We start from the raw sequence: 18,019 nt of genomic DNA, 5'->3' as shown, positions 1-18,019 counted from the left end.
CGGCCATCCGGCCGCGGGCGCCGTTCTCCTGTGGCGGCCTGCTCAGCTCTCGGGGCCCGCCGCGATGCGGTCGGCCTCCATACGAGCGGACTCGGTGCCGTCGAGGTCACCGATGCGGTGCACCCGCAGCGTGTTGGTCGATCCGTGGACGCCGGGAGGTGAACCGGCCGCGATCACGACCAGATCGTTCTTCTGCAGGCCCTTGTGCTCGCGCAGCAGCGAGTCGGCCACGGCGACCATCGCGTCGGAATCCTTCTGCATGGGCACCAGGTGCGCCTCGATGCCCCAGGTCAGCGACAGCTGGCGGGCGACCTCCGGGTAGGGGGTCATCGCCAGCAGAGGGATGGTGGGACGCAGCCGGGACAGGCGCCGCGCCGTGTCACCGGACTCGGTGAAGGTCACCAGATACTGCGCGGAGAGCTGATCGCCGATCTCGGCGGACGCGCGGGTGATCGCGCCACCGCGGGTGTGCGGGATGGTGCCGAGGGGGAGGATGCGGTCCGCACCGTTCTCCTCGGTGTTGATGATGATGCGGGCCATGGTGCGGACCGCCTCGAAGGGGTACGCGCCGACACTGGTCTCGCCGGAGAGCATGACTGCATCGGCGCCGTCCAGGATGGCGTTCGCGCAGTCCGAGGCCTCGGCCCGGGTGGGACGGGGGCTCGTGATCATGGACTCGAGCACCTGAGTGGCGACGATCACCGGCTTGGCGTTGCGGCGAGCCAGCTCGATGGCGCGCTTCTGCACCAGCGGGACCTGCTCGAGCGGCAGCTCGACGCCCAGGTCGCCGCGCGCGACCATGATGCCGTCGAACGCACCCACGATGGAGCGCAGGGCGCGGACGGCCTGCGGCTTCTCGATCTTGGCGATGACGGGGACGCGGCGTCCCTCCTCCTGCATGATCCGCAGGACCTCGTCCATGTCGTGCGCGTCGCGCACGAAGGACAGCGCGATCATGTCGGCACCGAGGCCCAGGCCCCAGCGGAGGTCCGCGATGTCCTTCTCGCTCATGGCCGGGATGGAGACGGCGACGCCGGGGAGGTTGATGCCCTTGTTGTTCGAGACGGGGCCGGGGACCTCGACGATGGTGGTCACGTCCGTCTCGCTGACGTCGGTGACGCGGATGGAGACCTTGCCGTCGTCGATCAGGAGGACGTCGCCGGGGCGGCAGTCACCCGGGAGGCCCTTGAACGTGGTCGAGACGCGCTCCTTCGACCCGATGATGTCCTCGGTGGTGATCGTGAAGGAGTCGCCGACCTCGAGCTGGTGAGGTCCGCTCTCGAACTTGCCGAGGCGGATCTTGGGACCCTGCAGGTCGACCAGGATGGCGACATTGCGGCCGAGGTCCTCGGCCGCCTTGCGGATGTTCGCGTAGACCTGCTCATGATCGTCGTAGGTGCCGTGGCTGAGGTTCATCCTCGCCACGTTCATCCCGGCGTCGATCAGGATCCGGATCTGCTCGTAGGTGCTGGTCGCCGGACCGAGTGTGCAGACGATCTTCGCTTTGCGCATGTCAACCCATCTGTAGTTCTGGTAAGGGCCGCGGCCCGCCGGCAGGCACCACAGACAGCGCCGCCGGACGGGCCGCAGCATCGCGTGGTCGCCCCTAGTGTTTCACACCGTGACGGGCTTCTCGCCGGGGCTCACGGGGGCGGGGAGGGATGTGCTGCCCATGAGATGGCGATCCACCGCCGCCGCGCAGGCGCGACCCTCCGCGATCGCCCACACGATCAGGCTCTGGCCTCGTGCGCAGTCTCCCGCCGTGAACACACCGGGGGCGGTCGTGGACCAGTTCTCGTCGTGCACGATGTTCCCGCGCGAGGTGAGGTCCGCTCCGAGCGCGGCCGGCAGCCCGTCCTCCTGGGTTCCCGTGAATCCCATCGCGAGGAGCACCAGGGTGGCGGGCAGCACGGTCTCGGTGCCCGGAGTGGGTTCCCGCTTCCCGTCGCGGAACTGGGTCCGGGCCACCTTCAGCCCGGTCACCGCGCCGTGCTCGTCGACCTCGAAACCGGTCGTCGAAGCCAGGTAGGAACGTCCGCCGCCCTCCTCGTGAGCGGTGGAGACCTCGAACAGCACGGGATGCGTGGGCCAGGGCTGGCTCTCGTCGCGCTCGGCGGGCGGCTGCGTGCCGATGGCGAGCGTGGTCACCGAGCGCGCCCCTTGACGCAGGGCGGTGCCGAGGCAGTCCGCGCCGGTGTCGCCACCGCCGATGATCACGACGTCCTTGCCCTGCGCGGAGATCTGGTCCCCGATCCAGTCTCCCTCCACGAGGCGGTTCGCCTGGGTCAGGTACTCCATCGCGGGGTGGATCCCGCTCGCATCCCGACCCGGGACCGGAAGCTCTCGGGGGGCGCTGGCCCCGGTGGCGAGCACCACCGCGTCGAAGCGGGAACGCAGCTCCTGGATCGTCAGCGCGTCCTCGCCGTCCCCGCCGACCTCGACGCCGCTGCGGAACTTGGTGCCTTCGGCGCGCATCTGCTGCAGACGCCGATCGATATGACGCTTCTCGAGCTTGAACTCCGGGATGCCGTAGCGCAGCAGACCGCCGAGACGGTCATCGCGTTCGAGGACCACCACGAAGTGGCCGGCACGGGTGAGCTGCTGGGCGGCCGCCAGCCCGGCCGGTCCGGAACCGACCACGGCCACTGCCCGGCCGGTCTGACGGGAGGCCTCGACGGGCTCGACCCAGCCGTCCTCGAAGGCGCGATCGATGATGGAGACCTCGACGTTCTTGATGGTCACCGGGGGCTGGTTGATGCCCAGCACGCAGCTGGACTCGCACGGCGCCGGGCAGGCACGGCCGGTGAACTCCGGGAAGTTGTTGGTCGCGTGCAGACGCTCGCTCGCCTCCCGCCAGTCATCGCGGTAGACCAGGTCGTTCCATTCCGGGATCAGGTTGCCCAGCGGGCACCCCTGATGACAGAACGGGATGCCGCAGTTCATGCAGCGTCCGGCCTGGCGGGAGACGACATCCAGCGTCCCCTTCTCCCGCGCCTCGTACACCTCGCGCCAGTCCATCAGGCGCAACGGCACCGGCCTGCGTGCGGGAAGCTCGCGGTCGCGGTATCTCAGGAATCCACGAGGATCAGCCATGAGTGTTCTCCATGATCTCGTTCCAGACGTCGTTCGAATCGGGGTCGATCCCCTGGGCCAGGGCGTCCTCGCGGATCCCGGTGATGCGCAGGAAGGCGCGGGGCGCGATCTCGGTGATCCGAGCCAGCAGCTCGGTGGGGTCGGCCAGCAGAGCGGCCGCCCGGTCCGACCCGGTGCGGCGCGCGTGCTCGGAGATCGCCTCGAGCACGAATCCGCGGTGGTCCTCGCGCACCGGAGTGATCTCGAAGGTCGCGGCGTCCTGGGGATTCAGCATCGCGCGGTCGAGGTCGAGGACGAACAGGGTGCCGCCGCTCATGCCGGCGCCCAGGTTGCGACCGGTGGGGCCCAGGATGAGCACCACGCCACCGGTCATGTACTCCGCACCGTGATCCCCGATCCCCTCGGCGACCAGGGTGGCCCCGGAGTTGCGCACCCCGAACCGCTCCCCCGCCGATCCGGCGAGGAGAAGCCGTCCGCTGGTGGCCCCGTAGGCGCAGGTGTTGCCCGCGATCGGGGCGGAGGTCACGGAGGGCTCCGTGCCGGCGCCGTGCCCGACGGCGATCACGCCGCCGGAGAGTCCCTTGCCGACGTAGTCGTTGGCATCGCCCGTCAGGTGCATGCTCACCCCCTGCGGGAGGAACGCCCCGAAGGACTGCCCACCGGTGCCCTCGAGGTCCAGCACGATGGAGTCCTCCGGCAGGCCGGTCCCGCCGGTGCGACGGGTGACCTCGTGTCCCAGCAGCGTGCCTGTGCTGCGCTGGACATTGCGGATGGTGTCTGTGATCCGCACCGACGGCTGTCCGCCGTCGATCACTTCGGCCGCCTGCTCGATCCAGGGATGGTCCGCGGCCCGCTCCAGCTGGTGATCCTGACCGCGACGTCGCCGCGGGAAGTCACCCTCGTGGACGACGGGGGCCGCGAGAACCGCCTCGAGATCGAGTCCCTCGCGCTTGGCGGCGCCGAGCACGGACCCGGCGCGCGCGTCCTGGCGCAGGGACAGCAGGTCGCTTCGGCCGACGGCCTCGTCCAGGGAGCGCAGTCCGAGCGCCGCGAGATGCTCGCGCACCTGCTCCGCGACGAACTGGAAGAAGGTCACCACGTGGTCCGCGCTGCCGGTGAAGCGCGACCGCAGTTCCGGGTTCTGCGTGGCGACGCCCACCGGACAGGTGTCCAGATGGCACACGCGCATCATCACGCAGCCGGAGACGACCAGCGGGGCGGAGGCGAAGCCGTACTCCTCGGCACCCAGCAGGGCGGCGATGACGACGTCGCGCCCGGTCTTCATCTGCCCGTCGACCTGCACCGTGATGCGGTCGCGCAGCCCGTTCAGCAGCAGGGTCTGCTGCGTCTCGGCCAGACCCAGCTCCCAGGGGGTGCCGGCGTGCTTGAGGGAGTTCAGCGGGCTGGCGCCGGTGCCCCCGTCGTGGCCGGAGATCAGCACCACATCCGCATGGGACTTGGAGACGCCCGCCGCGACAGTGCCGACCCCGAAGCGGGAGACCAGCTTGACGTGGACACGCGCCGCGGGGTTCGCGCTCTTCGCGTCGTGGATCAGCTGTGCGAGGTCCTCGATCGAATAGATGTCGTGGTGCGGCGGCGGCGAGATCAGGCCGATGCCCGGGGTCGAGTGCCGGGTGCGCGCGATCCACGGGTACACCTTCTCCGGGGGCAGCTGCCCGCCCTCGCCGGGCTTGGCACCCTGGGCGATCTTGATCTGGATGTCCCGCGCGAACGTGAGGTACTCGCTGGTGACCCCGAAGCGCCCGGAGGCGATCTGCTTGATCGCACTGCGCCGCTCGGGGTCGCGCAGGCGCTCGGGATCCTCGCCGCCCTCGCCGCTGTTGGACATCCCGCCCAGCCGGTTCATGGCGATCGCGAGGGTCTCGTGAGCCTCCTGCGAGATCGAGCCGTAGCTCATCGCACCGGTCATGAACCGGCGCGTGATCGCTGCGACCGGCTCGACCTCCTCAAGCGGGATCGGGTCGAGCTCTCCGGTGCGCAGCCTCATCAGGCCACGGATCGTCATCAGCCGCTCGTGCTGGTCGTCGACCTCGTCGGTATAGCGCCGGAACTCGTCGTACTGCCGGTTGCGGGTCGAATGCTGCAGGCGGAAGACGGCCTCGGGGGTGAACAGATGCGGCTCGCCTTCGCGACGCCACTGGTACTCCCCGCCGACGGGCAGGTTCCGGTGCGCGGGCCGGTCGCCGTCGATCGGGTAGGCCAGGGCGTGGCGAGCAGCGTTCTCCTGCGCGATGACGTCCAGGGAGATGCCGCCGATGCGGCTGACGGTGCCGGGGAACCACGTGTCCACGAGTCCCTGCGAGAGCCCGACCGCCTCGAAGATCTGTGCACCACGGTAGGACGCGACGGTGGCGATACCCATCTTCGACATGATCTTCAGGACCCCCTTGCCGAGGGCCGTATTGAGATTCCGCACCGCCTGCTCGGGCTCGATGTCGCTGAGGACGCCGCGGCGCACGAGCTCCTCGACGCTCTCCATGGCCAGGTACGGGTTGATCGCACTCGCGCCGTAGCCGATCAGCAGGGCCGCGTGGTGGACCTCCCGGACGTCACCTGCCTCCACGATGAGCCCGGCCGCCGTGCGCCGGCCGGTGCGCACCAGGTGGTGCTGGACGGCGCTGGTCAGCAGGAGGGACGGGATCGGGGCGAGCACCTGGTTGGCATCCCGGTCCGAGAGCACCAGGAACGTGGCCCCGTCGTCGATCGCGGCCACCGCCTCCTCGCAGATCTCGTGCAGGCGGGCCTCGAGGGCGGCGGTGCCGCCGCCGACCGGGTAGAGGCCGCGCAGGACCACGGTGTGCAGATCGGCGGTGCCGGGGTGCGCATCGACCGCCACGATCGTCGCCAGTTGGTCGTTGTCGAGGATCGGGAAGTCCAGGGCGAGCTGGCGGGCGTGCTGCGCCGTCGCATCCAGCAGGTTCCTGGAGTGGCCGATGGTCCCTCGCAGGGAGGTCACGATCTCCTCGCGCAGCGAGTCCAGCGGAGGATTCGTCACTTGCGCGAACATCTGCGTGAAGTAGTCGAACAGCAACCGCGGCCGCTCCGAGAGCACGGCGATCGGGGTGTCCGTCCCCATCGCGCCGAGCGGCTCCGCGCCTTTCGCGGCCATCGGTGCCAGCAGCACCCGCAGCTCCTCCTCGGTGTACCCGAACGTCTGCTGGCGCCGCACCACGGAGGATCTGGAGTGGATGATGTGCTCGCGTACGGGGAGATCCGCGAGGTTCACCTTCTGCTCGCGCACCCAGGTGCCGTACGGGTGCTCGGTGGCGATGGCCTGCTTGAGCTCCCGACTGGGCACGATCTCCCGGGAGGCGAGGTCCACCAGGAAGATCTCCCCCGGCGCCACCCGCCCGGTGCGCACGATCGAACTGCGGGGGACGTCGATCAGCCCGGTCTCGGAGCCGAGCACCACGAGGTCCTCGTCGGTGACCCAGTAGCGCAGCGGTCGCAGGCCGTTGCGATCCAGGCGGGCGCCGACCTGCGTGCCGTCGGTGAAGACCACCGACGCGGGCCCGTCCCACGGTTCCTGCAGCGACGCGTGGAACTCGTAGAACGCCCGCAGGTCCGGATCCATCGACTCGTCGTTCTCCCAGGGTTCCGGGATGAGCATCATGAGGGCATGCGGGAGGGAGCGGCCCGAGAGGTGCAGCAGTTCGAGCACCTCGTCCAGGCCTGCCGAGTCCGACGCGCCGGGGGTGTTCACCGGCAGCAGCCGCTCGAAATCCTCGCCGAAGGCATCGGTGCGCATGCTGCCCTCAGCGGCGCGCAGGCGATTGCGGTTGCCGATGACGGTATTGATCTCCCCGTTGTGGGCGAGTGACCGGAACGGGTGCGCGAGGGGCCAGGCGGGGAACGTGTTCGTGGAGAACCGGGAATGCACGATCGCCAGCTCCGAGGCGAAGCGAGGATCCTGCAGGTCAGGATAGAACTCGTCGAGCTGGGCCGGCGTGAGCATGCCCTTGTAGACCATCACGCGGGTCGACAGCGAGGGGAAGTAGGCGCCGGTGGTGTGCTCGACGCGGCGACGCACCGCGAAGGCCGCGCGCTCGAGCTCGATCCCGCTGCGCTCGCCGGCGCCGTCGGCGAGGAAGATCTGGACGAAATCGGGGCGGACCGCCTCGGCGGACGGGCCGACGAGCCCCTCGGTGATGGGCACCTGGCGCTGGCCGAGGACGCGCAGGCCCTCGTCCGAGGCGATCACGTCGAGGGCGTCCATCGCCTCGCGTCGGCCCGACTCGTCCCGCGGGAGGAACGCGATGCCCGCGGCATAGGAGCCCAGCGGCGGCAGATCCAGGCCGCTGACTTCGCGCAGGAAGGCATCGGGCAGTTGCACCATGATGCCGGTGCCGTCACCGGTGTCCTCCTCCGCACCGACCGCACCGCGGTGCTCGAGGTTGCGCAGCGCCGTGAGGGCATGCTCGACGATGTCGTGGCCGGCGCGACCACGGAGGGTGGCGATCATCGCCACGCCGCAGGAGTCGACCTCGCTGGCCGGGTGGTAGAGGCCCTGGGGGCTCGGGAAACGGGTGAAACGGGAATCAAGAGGACGCATGAGCGTGAAGCCCTTTCAGGCGGGCGGCCGGTGGCGGGGGCGTCGGATTTCGACGACTTCCCGGTCCCGGGCACGGGTTCCCGTCCTGGCGATCTGCGTCGCGCGGGTTCCAGAGCGCCCTAAGGGCCGGGTGAGGGGTCCTCACCCGTGGAAGGAGGAGTCCCGGACTTCTCGACCTCGTCCTCGTCCGGGCCGTTGCCCGCGGTCTGCGCGAACAGCTCGAAGGAGCCGTCCGCGGCGACGACCTCTCCCCCGCGCTGGCGCTTGCGGTGGCTGAGATACACGAACACGCCGATGCCCACGAGGGCCATGACGATCGCGACCAGGGTGTGGATGCGCAGCGGTCCCACCATCAGCACGGGCTCGCTGCGGATCGCATCGATCCAGGCGCGTCCGGTCGAGTAGATCGCGACATAGGCCCAGAAGATGCGGCCTCCGCCCCAGGCGAAGCGCCGGCTCAGAAGCAGCAGGCCCGCCAGGCCGGCGAGGTTCCACAGCTGCTCGTAGAGGAACGTGGGGTGATACGTGCCGGGGATGCAGCCACCGATGGTCTGCCCGTTGGTCACGCAGGTGACCTTCCAGGCCCACCAGGTGTCCAGCGCCGGGCCGTACAGCTCCTGGTTGAACCAGTTCCCGAAGCGGCCGAGGATCTGGGCCGCCATGATCGTCGGGCCGATGGTGTCGGCCAGGGCGATGAACGACACCTTCTTCACCCGGGCCATGATCCACACCGCGAGGGCGCCGCCGGCGACGCCGCCGTAGATCGCGAGACCGCCCTGCCAGATGTAGAACACGGCCATCGGGTCGCCCCCCGCGCCGAAGAAGGGCTCAGGGGAGGTCAGGACGTGCCAGATGCGCGAACCCACGATGCCGGCGATGATCGCGACGAAGACGATGTCGAACAGGTCGTCTCCGCTGCCGCCGCGCCGTTCCCAGCGCTTCGTGGCCCACCACAGGGCCAGGCCGATGCCGGCCAGGATGCTGATGGCGTAGAAGTGCACCGTGAGCGGCCCCAGGGACACCGAGGAGATGGACGGGCTGGGGATCATGTCCGGGCTCCTCACTGCTGGTGCCGCTCATCGCGGCGTGCTGGTCGTTCCGAGACCATGGCGGCGGCGACGATCCGATCGTCGCGTCCCCTGGTCACTGCAAAGCGTTCGTCACTGCCGGGTTCGAGAGCGCTCGACGCCTGCACGCAGATCGTCGGTCACGGTGGCCAGAGCAGTGCGGGCCGCCGGGGCGTCACCCTCATGATCCAGGAGCGCACGCACGAAGGCCGAACCCACGATCACTCCATCAGCGTACGCCCCCACCTGCGAGGCCTGTTCACCGTTCGAGACGCCGAGACCGACGCAGACGTTCTCGGCACCGGCCTCCCGGGTGCGCGCGACCAGGCCCTCGGTGGCCGCAGACACGCTGGCCCTGGTCCCGGTGACACCCATGGTGCTCGCCGCGTAGACGAAACCGCGTGTGTGGGACACCACATGGGCAAGTCGATCCGGCGGCGAGCTGGGCGCGACGAGGAAGACGCGGTCCACGCCATGCTCCTCGCTCGCGGCGATCCAGTCGGCGCCCTCGTCGGGGATCAGGTCAGGGGTGATCACGCCGGCGCCACCGGCTGCCGCGAGGTCGCGCGCAAAGGCATTCGGGCCATACGCGAGCACCGGATTCCAGTAGGACATCACGAGGATCGCGGCGCCGCGGCCGGAGAGTGCTTCGACGGCCTCGAGCACATGACGGGTGCGGACGCCGCCGCGCAGCGCTGCAGAAGCAGCCTTCTGGATGACCGGGCCGTCCATCACCGGATCGGAGTACGGCAGACCCAGCTCGATCATGTCGGCGCCGTGGTCGATCAGGACGCGCGCGGCCTCGATCGAGCCGGCCAGGTCCGGGTAGCCGACGGGCAGATAGCCGATCAGGGCGGCGCGGTTCTCGGCGCGGGCGACGTCCAGGGCGTCCGCCGCGCGCAACCGGTGGGTGTCGAGGGCGGTCATCGCGTCTCCTTCCCGTTCTTCTCGGACGTGCTGGCGGTGCTGTCGGACGTGGAGCGAGCCCGGGCGCGCAGAGCCTCGAGATCGGCGCGACCGGAGTCCTCCCCGACCAGCCCGAACCAGCGCGAGGCGGTGTCCACGTCCTTGTCCCCGCGGCCCGAGAGGCTCACCAGGATCACCGCGTCCTCACCGAGCTCGCGGCCCAGCTCGAGCGCTCCGGCCAGGGCGTGCGCGGACTCGATCGCGGGCATGATGCCCTCGGTCATCGACAGCAGGGCGAAAGCCTCCATGGCGGGGCCGTCGTCGACCGCTCGGTACTCGGCGCGGCCGATGTCGGCGAGCCAGGCGTGCTCGGGCCCGACGCTGGGATAGTCCAGGCCCGCGGAGATCGAGTGCGAGGCGATGGTCTGGCCGTCCTCGTCCTGCATCACGAAGCTATGGGATCCGTGCAGGACCCCCGGCGTGCCGCCGCCGATGGTCGCGCTGTGGAGGCCGGAGGAGATGCCCTCGCCGCCGGCCTCGCAGCCGACCAATCGCACGAGCGGGTCGACGTCGTCGAGGAAGGCGTGGAAGATGCCCATCGCGTTGGATCCGCCGCCGACGCAGGCCACCACGACGTCCGGAAGCCGCCCCACCAGGTCGAGGGTCTGCGCCCGGGCCTCCTCGCCGATGATCCGATGGAAGTCGCGCACCATGACCGGGAAGGGATGGGGGCCGGCGACGGTGCCCAGCAGATAGTGGGTGGTCTCGACGTTGGCGACCCAGTCGCGGAACGCTTCGTTGATGGCGTCCTTCAGGGTGCGCGAACCCTGCGTCACCGCGATCACGTCGGCCCCGAGCAGGCGCATGCGCGCGACGTTCAGAGCCTGGCGCTCGGTGTCCTCCTCGCCCATGTAGATCGTGCAGTCCAGCCCGAACAGCGCGGCCGCGGTGGCGGTCGCGACCCCATGCTGACCGGCTCCGGTCTCGGCGATCACGCGGGACTTGCCCATGCGCTTGGTCAGCAGCACCTGGCCGAGCACGTTGTTGATCTTGTGGCTGCCGGTGTGGTTGAGGTCCTCCCGCTTGAGCAGGATGCGGGCGCCGCCGGCGAGCTGCGAGAAGCGCGGGGCCTCGGAGAGCAGTGACGGACGGCCGGTGTACTCGCGGGCCAGCCGCTGCAGCTCGGCGATGAACTCGGGGTCCAGCACGGCCTTCTCGTAGGTCTCGCGCAGCTCGTCGAGCGCCGGCACCAGGGCCTCGGGGAGAAAACGGCCGCCGAAGTCCCCGAAGTAGGGGCCGGCCTCGGAACGCAGCTCACCGAACGGGCGTGCGAGATCGGTGACGACAGGTCGGGGATCGGGGGTGCTCATGCCTGAGCTCCTTCCGGGGCGGGGCGGCCACGGCGGGCCACCTGGCGGAACGCGGCGACCGCGCTGGCCGGATCACCGGAGGTGACCAGGGCTTCGCCGACGAGGACGGCGTCGGCCCCCGCGGCGGCGTACGCCTCGACGTCGACGACGGAGGCGACTGCGGATTCCCCGATCGCGAGCGGCCCGGCGGGGATCTGTCGCAGGAGGTGCGCCGCCCGGTCGAGATCCACGTCGAGGGTCTTGAGGTTGCGGGCGTTGACCCCGATGATGTCTGCCTGCAGCGCGAGGGCGCGCTCGACCTCATCGTCGGTATGGGTCTCGACCACTGCCTGCATGCCGAGCTCGGCGGTCAGCTCGTACAGCTCGCGCAGCAGCGGGTCCTCGAGCGCGGCGACGATCAGCAGCACCAGGTCGGCGCCGTGGGCGCGGGCCTCGAACACCTGGTACGGCTCGACCACGAAATCCTTGCGCAGCACCGGCACCGGGACCCGGGTGCGCACCGCGTCCAGATCGGCCAGGGAGCCGCGAAAACGGCGCTGCTCGGTCAGGACGCTGATCGCGCTGGCCCCGTGCGCGGCATAGATCTCGGCGAGCTCGGCCGGGACGGGGATGTCCGCGAGGGCGCCCTTCGACGGGCTGGCTCGCTTCACCTCGGCGATCAGCCCCATGGTGGTGCCGTCGCCGAGGAGGGCTGCGCGGGCGTCCAGCGCCGGTGCGGCCTGCTGGGCGAGCTCCCGGATCGCAGCGGCGGAGGTCTGGGCCCGACGGGCGTCGAGGTCTTCGCGCACGCCGGCGATGATCTCGTCGAGCACGGTTCCGGTGGTGGTCACGGATGCCTCCTGCAGTGGTCGGGGATGGCGGCTCAGGCGCCGACGAGGGAGATCGGGGCGAGGAACCAGAAGGCTGACAGGTTGCGCAGCACGGTGAAGACTGCGATGACGGCGACCAGGACGTACGCGACCCGTTGCGAGGGCAGCAGGTTCGTCGGCCACCCCCGCGCTCGGCGCACGGTCCATACCGCGAACCCGGCGACCGTCAGCGGCAGTGCCGCGGCGATCAGGACGTTGCTGCGCAGCGCGAGGAGCAGATCACCGGCGAGCAGGGCGTGCACGGAGCGGATCGCTCCGCATCCCGGGCAGTGCAATCCCGTCAGGTGGTAGACCACGCAGAGCGGGATATCGGTCCGGAAGGGGTCGAACACCAGTTGGACGATCAGCGCGACCGCGACGCCGCCGACGGCGAGGCCGACGGGCAGCACCACCCTGCGCAGTCCGCGGGCGGGGGCCTCCTGCGCGCGAATGCCGCGCTGGTCCCGCACCGCGGAAGTCACCGGGCTTCTGCTCCTACGCTCCGGCGGCGCGGCTGGCCCAGTCCGGCCATCGAGAGGGCAATGCCGACGACGATGGCCAGAGCGATCACGCCGGCGCCGATCCAGACGAGCAGCGTCATCGGCAGCACCATGCCCAGGCCGATCAGGAGGGAGCCGAGGACCACGCCGTAGTTGAGCGTGTACGCGGCCACGGTCTTGCCCTCGTTGTGGGGCGGGGGCGGCGGCACGGCATAGGTCTTGGTCATGGTCCTTCTCCAGTCAGGGTCCCGGTCCAGGCCATTGTGCCATGTCATCGGGGCGGGGGCGGCGAGGAGTCCGGCTGTCGGTCCGGGTGCCGAATCCCGGGTGACCACGGTCACCGCACCCGAGGTGGGCCCGCCAGGAACGTGCCGGGGCGAGTTGCTGGAGCAGGATCTGCCGGGCCGACGGCGCACGGCGCCCGAGCTCACGGGCGGCGCGGATCCGGGGTGGTCCCGGGCTCCGGCGGGCCGTCATCGCCGGTGCTGGAACCCCCGTTGTCGATGCTGGGGTCCTCGCCACGGGTGAGTGCGTCCCAGGCCGCTGCGGGATCGCGAGCAGGGTCCGAGGGGGCGGCGACAGCCGCGCTGCGATACCGGGTGCCCACAGGCCAGGAGCGGCCCGCGACGAGCACGATCACCCCGACCGCTGCGACCGCGGCCGCGGGGATCAGGGCGAGCAGCGGCCAGGGCGTGGCGACCGCATCCACCTCGGAGCCGAGCACACCGGTGGCCGTGGTGACGGCGGATCCCGCAGCTCCGATCGGATCCAGCGCCGCGGCGATGGCGGACCACGCCGCCGACAAACCCGCCGCGATGAGCACCGGCCCGGTCACGTAGCGCACCCAGGTCGAGGACAGCGAGCTGGCCAGGGCGGCGGCTATCGCGACCACGGCCAGCGCGAGCACGGCCGGGGCGGCCTCCGACCCGGTGACCGCCACAGACTGCGAGGTCCCGGTGAGGTCGGGTGCTGTCGCCTCTGCCCAGGTGGTGCGCGTGGCGCCGATGAGCAGCGCGGACGCTGCGGTGCCGGCGAGCACGGTCACTCGACGGCTCGGCATCCGGCGTCCGGAGCGAGGCCGGCCCTCGGCGATGCGTGAATCGTCCCTCGCTGCATCGCCCTCGGGTCGGCGGGGCCCGTCGGCGCTGCGCGGGGAGGTCGAGGATGCGCCGCTCATGCGGGACGCAGCGTATCGGCCGAGGCGACGGCGCGCAGAGCCGCGGCCGCCTTCGACTGGGTCTCCCGGTACTCCATGGTGGCGTCCGAATCGGCCACCACTCCCCCGCCGGCCTGGACATGAGCGGTGCCGTCCTTGAGGACAGCGGTGCGGATCGCGATCGCCATGTCCATGTCCCCCGCGAAGTCGATGTACCCGACGGTGCCGCCGTACACGCCGCGGCGCACCGGCTCGAGGTGGTCGATGATCCGCATGGCCGAGGGCTTCGGGGCCCCCGAGAGGGTTCCCGCCGGGAACGTGGAGCGCAGCGCGTCGTACGCCAGAGCGTCCTCGCGGATGTGCCCGGTGACGGTCGAGACGATGTGCTGGATGTGGGAGAAGCGCTCGATGTGCATGAAGTCCCGCACCACCACGGTGCCGGGGTCGCAGAACTTCTGCAGGTCGTTGCGCGCGAGATCCACCAGCATCAGATGCTCCGAGCGCTCCTTGGGATCGGCCAGCAGCTCCTGGGCGAGGCGCTCATCCTCCTCCGGAGTGGCGCCCCGGGGACGGGAACCGGCGATCGGGTGGGTGGTCGCGGTGGTCCCGCGCACGGTCACGAGGGACTCGGGGCTCGCGCCGACCACATCGATGGGCTCCCCGGCCGCGTCGACGGTGCGCAGCAGATACATGTACGGGCTGGGGTTCATGCGCCGCAGCACCCGGTACACGTCCAGGGGGTGCGCCGCGACCGGCAGGGAGAACCGCTGCGAAGGCACGACCTGGAAGATCTCTCCCTCGACGATGTCCTGCACCGCCTCCTGCACGGCCCGCTCGTAGTCGAGCTGGGCGGTGCGGGACTTGGGTTCGAGATCGCGAACCGTCTCATAGACCATCGCGCCGCTGCGCAGTGGGGTGCGCAGACGCTCGCGCATCGCCTCCAGCCGGGCGAGGGCGTCGTCGTAGGCGACGTCGACGCCCTCATCGGTGGCGTTGAGGTTCAGTGCATTGGCGACCAGCACCACGGTCGAGTCGTGGGCGTCGTGGACCACGACGTCCTGGGCGAGCAGCATCGACAGGTCCGGCAGGCCCACTTCGTCCGGTGGAGCCGCGGCGAGCTTCTCCCAATGCCGCACCGCGTCGTACGCGATGAAACCGACCATGCCGCCGGAGAAGGGCGGCAGGTGCGGCTGACGCGCAGCACGGAAAGCGCTGGTGACCTCGCGCAGTGCCTCGACGGGGCTGCCGTCGGTCGGTACGCCGGCCGGGACGTCGCCGAGCCAGCAGGCTCGGCCCTCCTGTTCGGTCAGGACGGCGCGGGCCCGGGTGCCGATGATCGACCAGCGCGAGGCCTCGCCCTCTCCTGCTGATTCGAGGAGGAAGGTGCCGCGGCCGTCGCCTCCGGCGGTGAGCCGGCGATACAGGGACACGGGGGTGTCCTCGTCGGCGAGCAGGCGCACACTCACCGGCACCACTCGTTGGCGGGCGGCGAGGGCGCGGAACGTCTCCCGGTCGGGCTGGACGATACCGAGCGTGACGCCCTCGCGGCCGGCGACGAGCTCCGGATAGGCCTCGCTGCGGCTCTCGCTGTCGGGACGATGTGGATCGGTCATGCGGTGCGCTCCGTGGGATCCAGGACGACGGCTCCCAGGTCGCCGCCGTCGAAGCAGGTGTCGGTGCCGCGGTGGCAGGCCGCGCCGACCTGGTCCACCTGCACGAGCAGGGTGTCGGCGTCGCAGTCGATCGACACCGCGCGGACCCACTGGACGTGGCCGCTGGTGTCGCCCTTGCGCCAGTACTCGCCCCGGGAGCGGGACCAGTAGGTGGCCCGCCCCGTGGTCAGGGTGCGATTCAGCGCCTCGTCGTCCATCCAGCCGACCATCAGCACGCGGTGGTCGGTGGCGTCCTGGACGACGGCGGTGATCAGGCCGGCATCGTCCCGCTTCAGGCGTGCGGCGAACTCCGGGTCGAGGCCGGTCGCCGGGGCGGAGGAGGTCAGGCTCGGGGATCCGTCGGGCGTGGTCACAGGGCGCGCTCCAGTTCCGCCGCGCGGTCGGTGCGCTCCCAGGTGAACTCCGGCAGCTCGCGGCCGAAGTGGCCGTGCACGGACGTCAGCGAGTAGATGGGCCGCAGCAGGTCCAGGGCGTCGATCAGGGCGGCAGGGCGCAGGTCGAAGACCTTCCGCACGGCGGCGGCGATCTGGTGGGCCGGCCGGTGGGCGGTCCCGAAGGTCTCCACGTACAGGCCCACGGGCTCCGCCACACCGATCGCGTAGGCGACCTGGACCTCGCACCGATCCGCAAGGCCCGCGGCGACGATGTTCTTGGCGACCCAGCGCATCGCATAGGCGCCGGAACGATCCACCTTCGACGGATCCTTGCCGGAGAAGGCGCCGCCGCCGTGCCGGGCCATGCCGCCGTAGGTGTCCACGATGATCTTGCGGCCGGTCAGGCCGGCGTCGCCCTTGGGGCCGCCGAGCACGAAACGACCGGAGGGGTTGATGTGGGTCCTCACCCCCGAGACGTCCAGGCCCAGTGCCGCGAGGTCCTCGAGGACCGGGGCGATGACGACCTTGGAGATGGCCGGCGCGAGCTGGCTGTCGAGATCGACCTCCTCGCTGTGCTGGGTGGAGACGACCACGGCCTCGACACTGCGCGCCACGCCGTCCTCGTCATAGCCGATGGAGACCTGGGTCTTGCCGTCGGGCCGGAGGTACGGCAGCACACCGTCCCGGCGCGCGGTCGAGAGATTGCGGGTGAGGCGATGGGCGGCGTGGATCGGCAGCGGCATCAGCTCGGGGGTGTCGTGGCAGGCGTAACCGAACATGAGTCCCTGATCGCCGGCGCCGAGGCGGGCGAACGCCTCTGCCCCCGCGTCGCCGCGGGTCTCGACGGAGTTGTCGACGCCCTGGGCGATGTCCGGGGACTGCGCACCGATCGAGACCTCGATACCGCACGAATCCGCGTCGAAACCCTTCTCGGAGGAGTCGTAGCCGATGTCGCGGATCACATCACGCACGATGGTGGCGACGTCGCTGTATCCCGTGGTGCGAACCTCACCGGCGACATGAACGAGGCCCGTGGTCACCATGGTCTCCACGGCGACGCGGGCGTCTCGATCCTGGGACAGCAGGTCATCGAGGATCGCGTCGGAGATCTGGTCGCAGATCTTGTCGGGGTGCCCTTCGGTGACCGACTCTGACGTGAAGGTGCGCAGCTCGCTGGAGGTCATGCGGACCAGGGTACGTGCGGCAGCCGATCGACGAGTTCGTCGAGCACTGCGTGGGCGACGGTGGTCTTGCTCCCGGCCGCTTCCGCGACCTCCTGCCCGTCGCCGTCCAGGATGCGCACGGCGTTGTCCGAGGCACCGAACACGCCATTGGTGATGTCGTTGAAGACCAGCAGATCCGCTCCCTTGCGGCGGGCCTTCGCCCGGGCGAGCTCCAGGGCGGAGCTGCCATGACCACCGGTCTCGGCCGCGAAGCCCACGATCGCGGGGCGGTCGGAGCTTCCACGGTCCAGCACGCTGTGACGCAGGATGTCCTCGGTCCTGCGCAGGTCGATCGACGGGACGGAGTCGTCGTCGCCGTCGTCCTTCTTGATCTTCTCGTCCGCGCGCGCTGCCGCGGTGAAGTCCGCCACAGCAGCGGCCATGACCAGCGCATCGACGTCACGCCGGTGCTCGGCGATGCTCGCAGCGAGCTCCGCGGCGCTGCCCACGTCGAACCGCTGCGCGCCCGGAGGAGTCTCGAGGTCGACGTTGGCCGCCGCCAAGCGCACGCGCGCTCCCCGGACCAGGGCGGCGTGAGCAAGTGCCCAGCCCTGGCGGCCGGAGGAATGATTGGCGAGGAACCGGACCGGATCGAGGTCCTCCCGGGTACCGCCGGCGCTGACGAGCAGTTCGTACCCGGCCAGATCCTGCAGGACCGCGCCGTTCGCGTCCCGAGGAGCGGCGATCACGGAGCGCGCGGCGTCGAGAAGGGCGTCAGGTTCGGGGAGCCGTCCGGCCCCGGAATCCGGGCCCGTCAGGCGGCCCACTGCGGGTTCGAGCACCGTGACACCGCGTTCGCGCAGCACACGCACGTTCTCGACCGTGGAAGGGTGCTCCCACATCTCGGTGTGCATCGCCGGCGCCACCACCACGGGCGCTCGGGTCACGAGCAGGGACGCCGTCAACAGATCGTCCGCGCGACCAGCTCGCATCCGGGCGAGGAGATCCGCGGTCGCCGGGGCGATCACCACGAGATCGGCCTCCTGGCCCCGTCGGACGTGCGCCACCTGATCGACGTCCTCGAACACGGAGGTGAGCACGCGGTGGTGGCTGAGCGCCTCCCAGGTTGCTGCTCCCACGAAGTTCAGGGACGAGGCCGTGGGCAGGACGTGGACGTCGGCCCCTTCACCGACAAGACCGCGCACCAGGTGCGCGGTCTTGTAGGCGGCGATCCCGCCACCGACACCGACCAGGACGCGGGCACCCTCGAGGGTGCGCTGCACAGTACTCATCGGA

14 protein-coding genes are annotated in these 18,019 nt (G+C 70.6%); all 14 read right to left on the bottom strand.

Annotation, left to right across the window (positions count from 1 at the left end):
• Positions 1-42: 42 nt before the first annotated feature.
• The 14 genes from pyk to coaBC all read right to left on the bottom strand — a co-directional run bounded on the left by pyk (position 43) and on the right by coaBC (position 18,015).
• Positions 43-1,512, bottom strand: a complete 1,470-nt coding sequence (gene pyk, locus INT51_RS06625; protein WP_193104432.1) for a pyruvate kinase — start codon at positions 1,510-1,512, stop codon at positions 43-45.
• 102 nt (positions 1,513-1,614) lie between these two features.
• Positions 1,615-3,093 carry a glutamate synthase subunit beta gene (locus tag INT51_RS06620; protein WP_193104431.1) on the bottom strand — a complete coding sequence of 493 codons (1,479 nt, stop codon included), beginning with the start codon at positions 3,091-3,093 and terminating at the stop codon, positions 1,615-1,617.
• Positions 3,086-7,666 carry a glutamate synthase large subunit gene (gltB, locus tag INT51_RS06615; protein ID WP_193104430.1) on the bottom strand — a complete coding sequence of 1,527 codons (4,581 nt, stop codon included), beginning with the start codon at positions 7,664-7,666 and terminating at the stop codon, positions 3,086-3,088. Before gltB ends, INT51_RS06620 begins: the two co-directional genes overlap by 8 nt.
• A gap of 119 nt (positions 7,667-7,785) precedes the next feature.
• Positions 7,786-8,715 (bottom strand): prolipoprotein diacylglyceryl transferase, encoded by a 930-nt coding sequence (gene lgt / locus INT51_RS06610; RefSeq protein ID WP_193104429.1) that lies wholly within the window; start codon positions 8,713-8,715, stop codon positions 7,786-7,788.
• A gap of 111 nt (positions 8,716-8,826) precedes the next feature.
• Positions 8,827-9,660, bottom strand: a complete 834-nt coding sequence (gene trpA / locus INT51_RS06605) for a tryptophan synthase subunit alpha (RefSeq protein ID WP_193104428.1) — start codon at positions 9,658-9,660, stop codon at positions 8,827-8,829.
• Positions 9,657-11,009 (bottom strand): tryptophan synthase subunit beta, encoded by a 1,353-nt coding sequence (trpB, locus tag INT51_RS06600; protein ID WP_193104427.1) that lies wholly within the window; start codon positions 11,007-11,009, stop codon positions 9,657-9,659. Before trpB ends, trpA begins: the two co-directional genes overlap by 4 nt.
• Complete coding sequence (trpC, locus tag INT51_RS06595) at positions 11,006-11,839, bottom strand: indole-3-glycerol phosphate synthase TrpC (RefSeq protein WP_193104426.1); 834 nt, start codon at positions 11,837-11,839, stop codon at positions 11,006-11,008. The genes trpB and trpC overlap by 4 nt, the downstream gene beginning before the upstream one ends.
• A gap of 32 nt (positions 11,840-11,871) precedes the next feature.
• Positions 11,872-12,339 (bottom strand): DUF2752 domain-containing protein, encoded by a 468-nt coding sequence (locus tag INT51_RS06590; protein WP_193104425.1) that lies wholly within the window; start codon positions 12,337-12,339, stop codon positions 11,872-11,874.
• Positions 12,336-12,584: an HGxxPAAW family protein gene (locus INT51_RS06585; RefSeq protein WP_193104424.1), complete on the bottom strand. Its 249-nt coding sequence runs from the start codon at positions 12,582-12,584 to the stop codon at positions 12,336-12,338. Before INT51_RS06585 ends, INT51_RS06590 begins: the two co-directional genes overlap by 4 nt.
• A 200-nt stretch (positions 12,585-12,784) precedes the next feature.
• On the bottom strand, positions 12,785-13,534 hold the full coding sequence (locus tag INT51_RS06580; RefSeq protein ID WP_226832052.1) for a Trp biosynthesis-associated membrane protein: 750 nt from the start codon (positions 13,532-13,534) through the stop codon (positions 12,785-12,787).
• Entirely contained in the window at positions 13,531-15,126 is a 1,596-nt protein-coding gene (locus tag INT51_RS06575; protein ID WP_193104423.1) for an anthranilate synthase component I, read from the bottom strand. The genes INT51_RS06580 and INT51_RS06575 overlap by 4 nt, the downstream gene beginning before the upstream one ends.
• Positions 15,123-15,539 carry a phosphoribosyl-AMP cyclohydrolase gene (hisI, locus tag INT51_RS06570; protein WP_193104422.1) on the bottom strand — a complete coding sequence of 139 codons (417 nt, stop codon included), beginning with the start codon at positions 15,537-15,539 and terminating at the stop codon, positions 15,123-15,125. The genes INT51_RS06575 and hisI overlap by 4 nt, the downstream gene beginning before the upstream one ends.
• Positions 15,536-16,744: a methionine adenosyltransferase gene (gene metK, locus INT51_RS06565; protein ID WP_193104421.1), complete on the bottom strand. Its 1,209-nt coding sequence runs from the start codon at positions 16,742-16,744 to the stop codon at positions 15,536-15,538. The genes hisI and metK overlap by 4 nt, the downstream gene beginning before the upstream one ends.
• On the bottom strand, positions 16,741-18,015 hold the full coding sequence (gene coaBC, locus INT51_RS06560) for a bifunctional phosphopantothenoylcysteine decarboxylase/phosphopantothenate--cysteine ligase CoaBC (protein WP_193104420.1): 1,275 nt from the start codon (positions 18,013-18,015) through the stop codon (positions 16,741-16,743). Before coaBC ends, metK begins: the two co-directional genes overlap by 4 nt.
• Positions 18,016-18,019: the final 4 nt, after the last annotated feature.

It is taken from the genome of Brachybacterium sp. FME24, assembly GCF_014897705.1.
Taxonomy (GTDB): domain Bacteria; phylum Actinomycetota; class Actinomycetes; order Actinomycetales; family Dermabacteraceae; genus Brachybacterium.
This window is presented reverse-complemented; position numbering and strand designations above follow the sequence as displayed.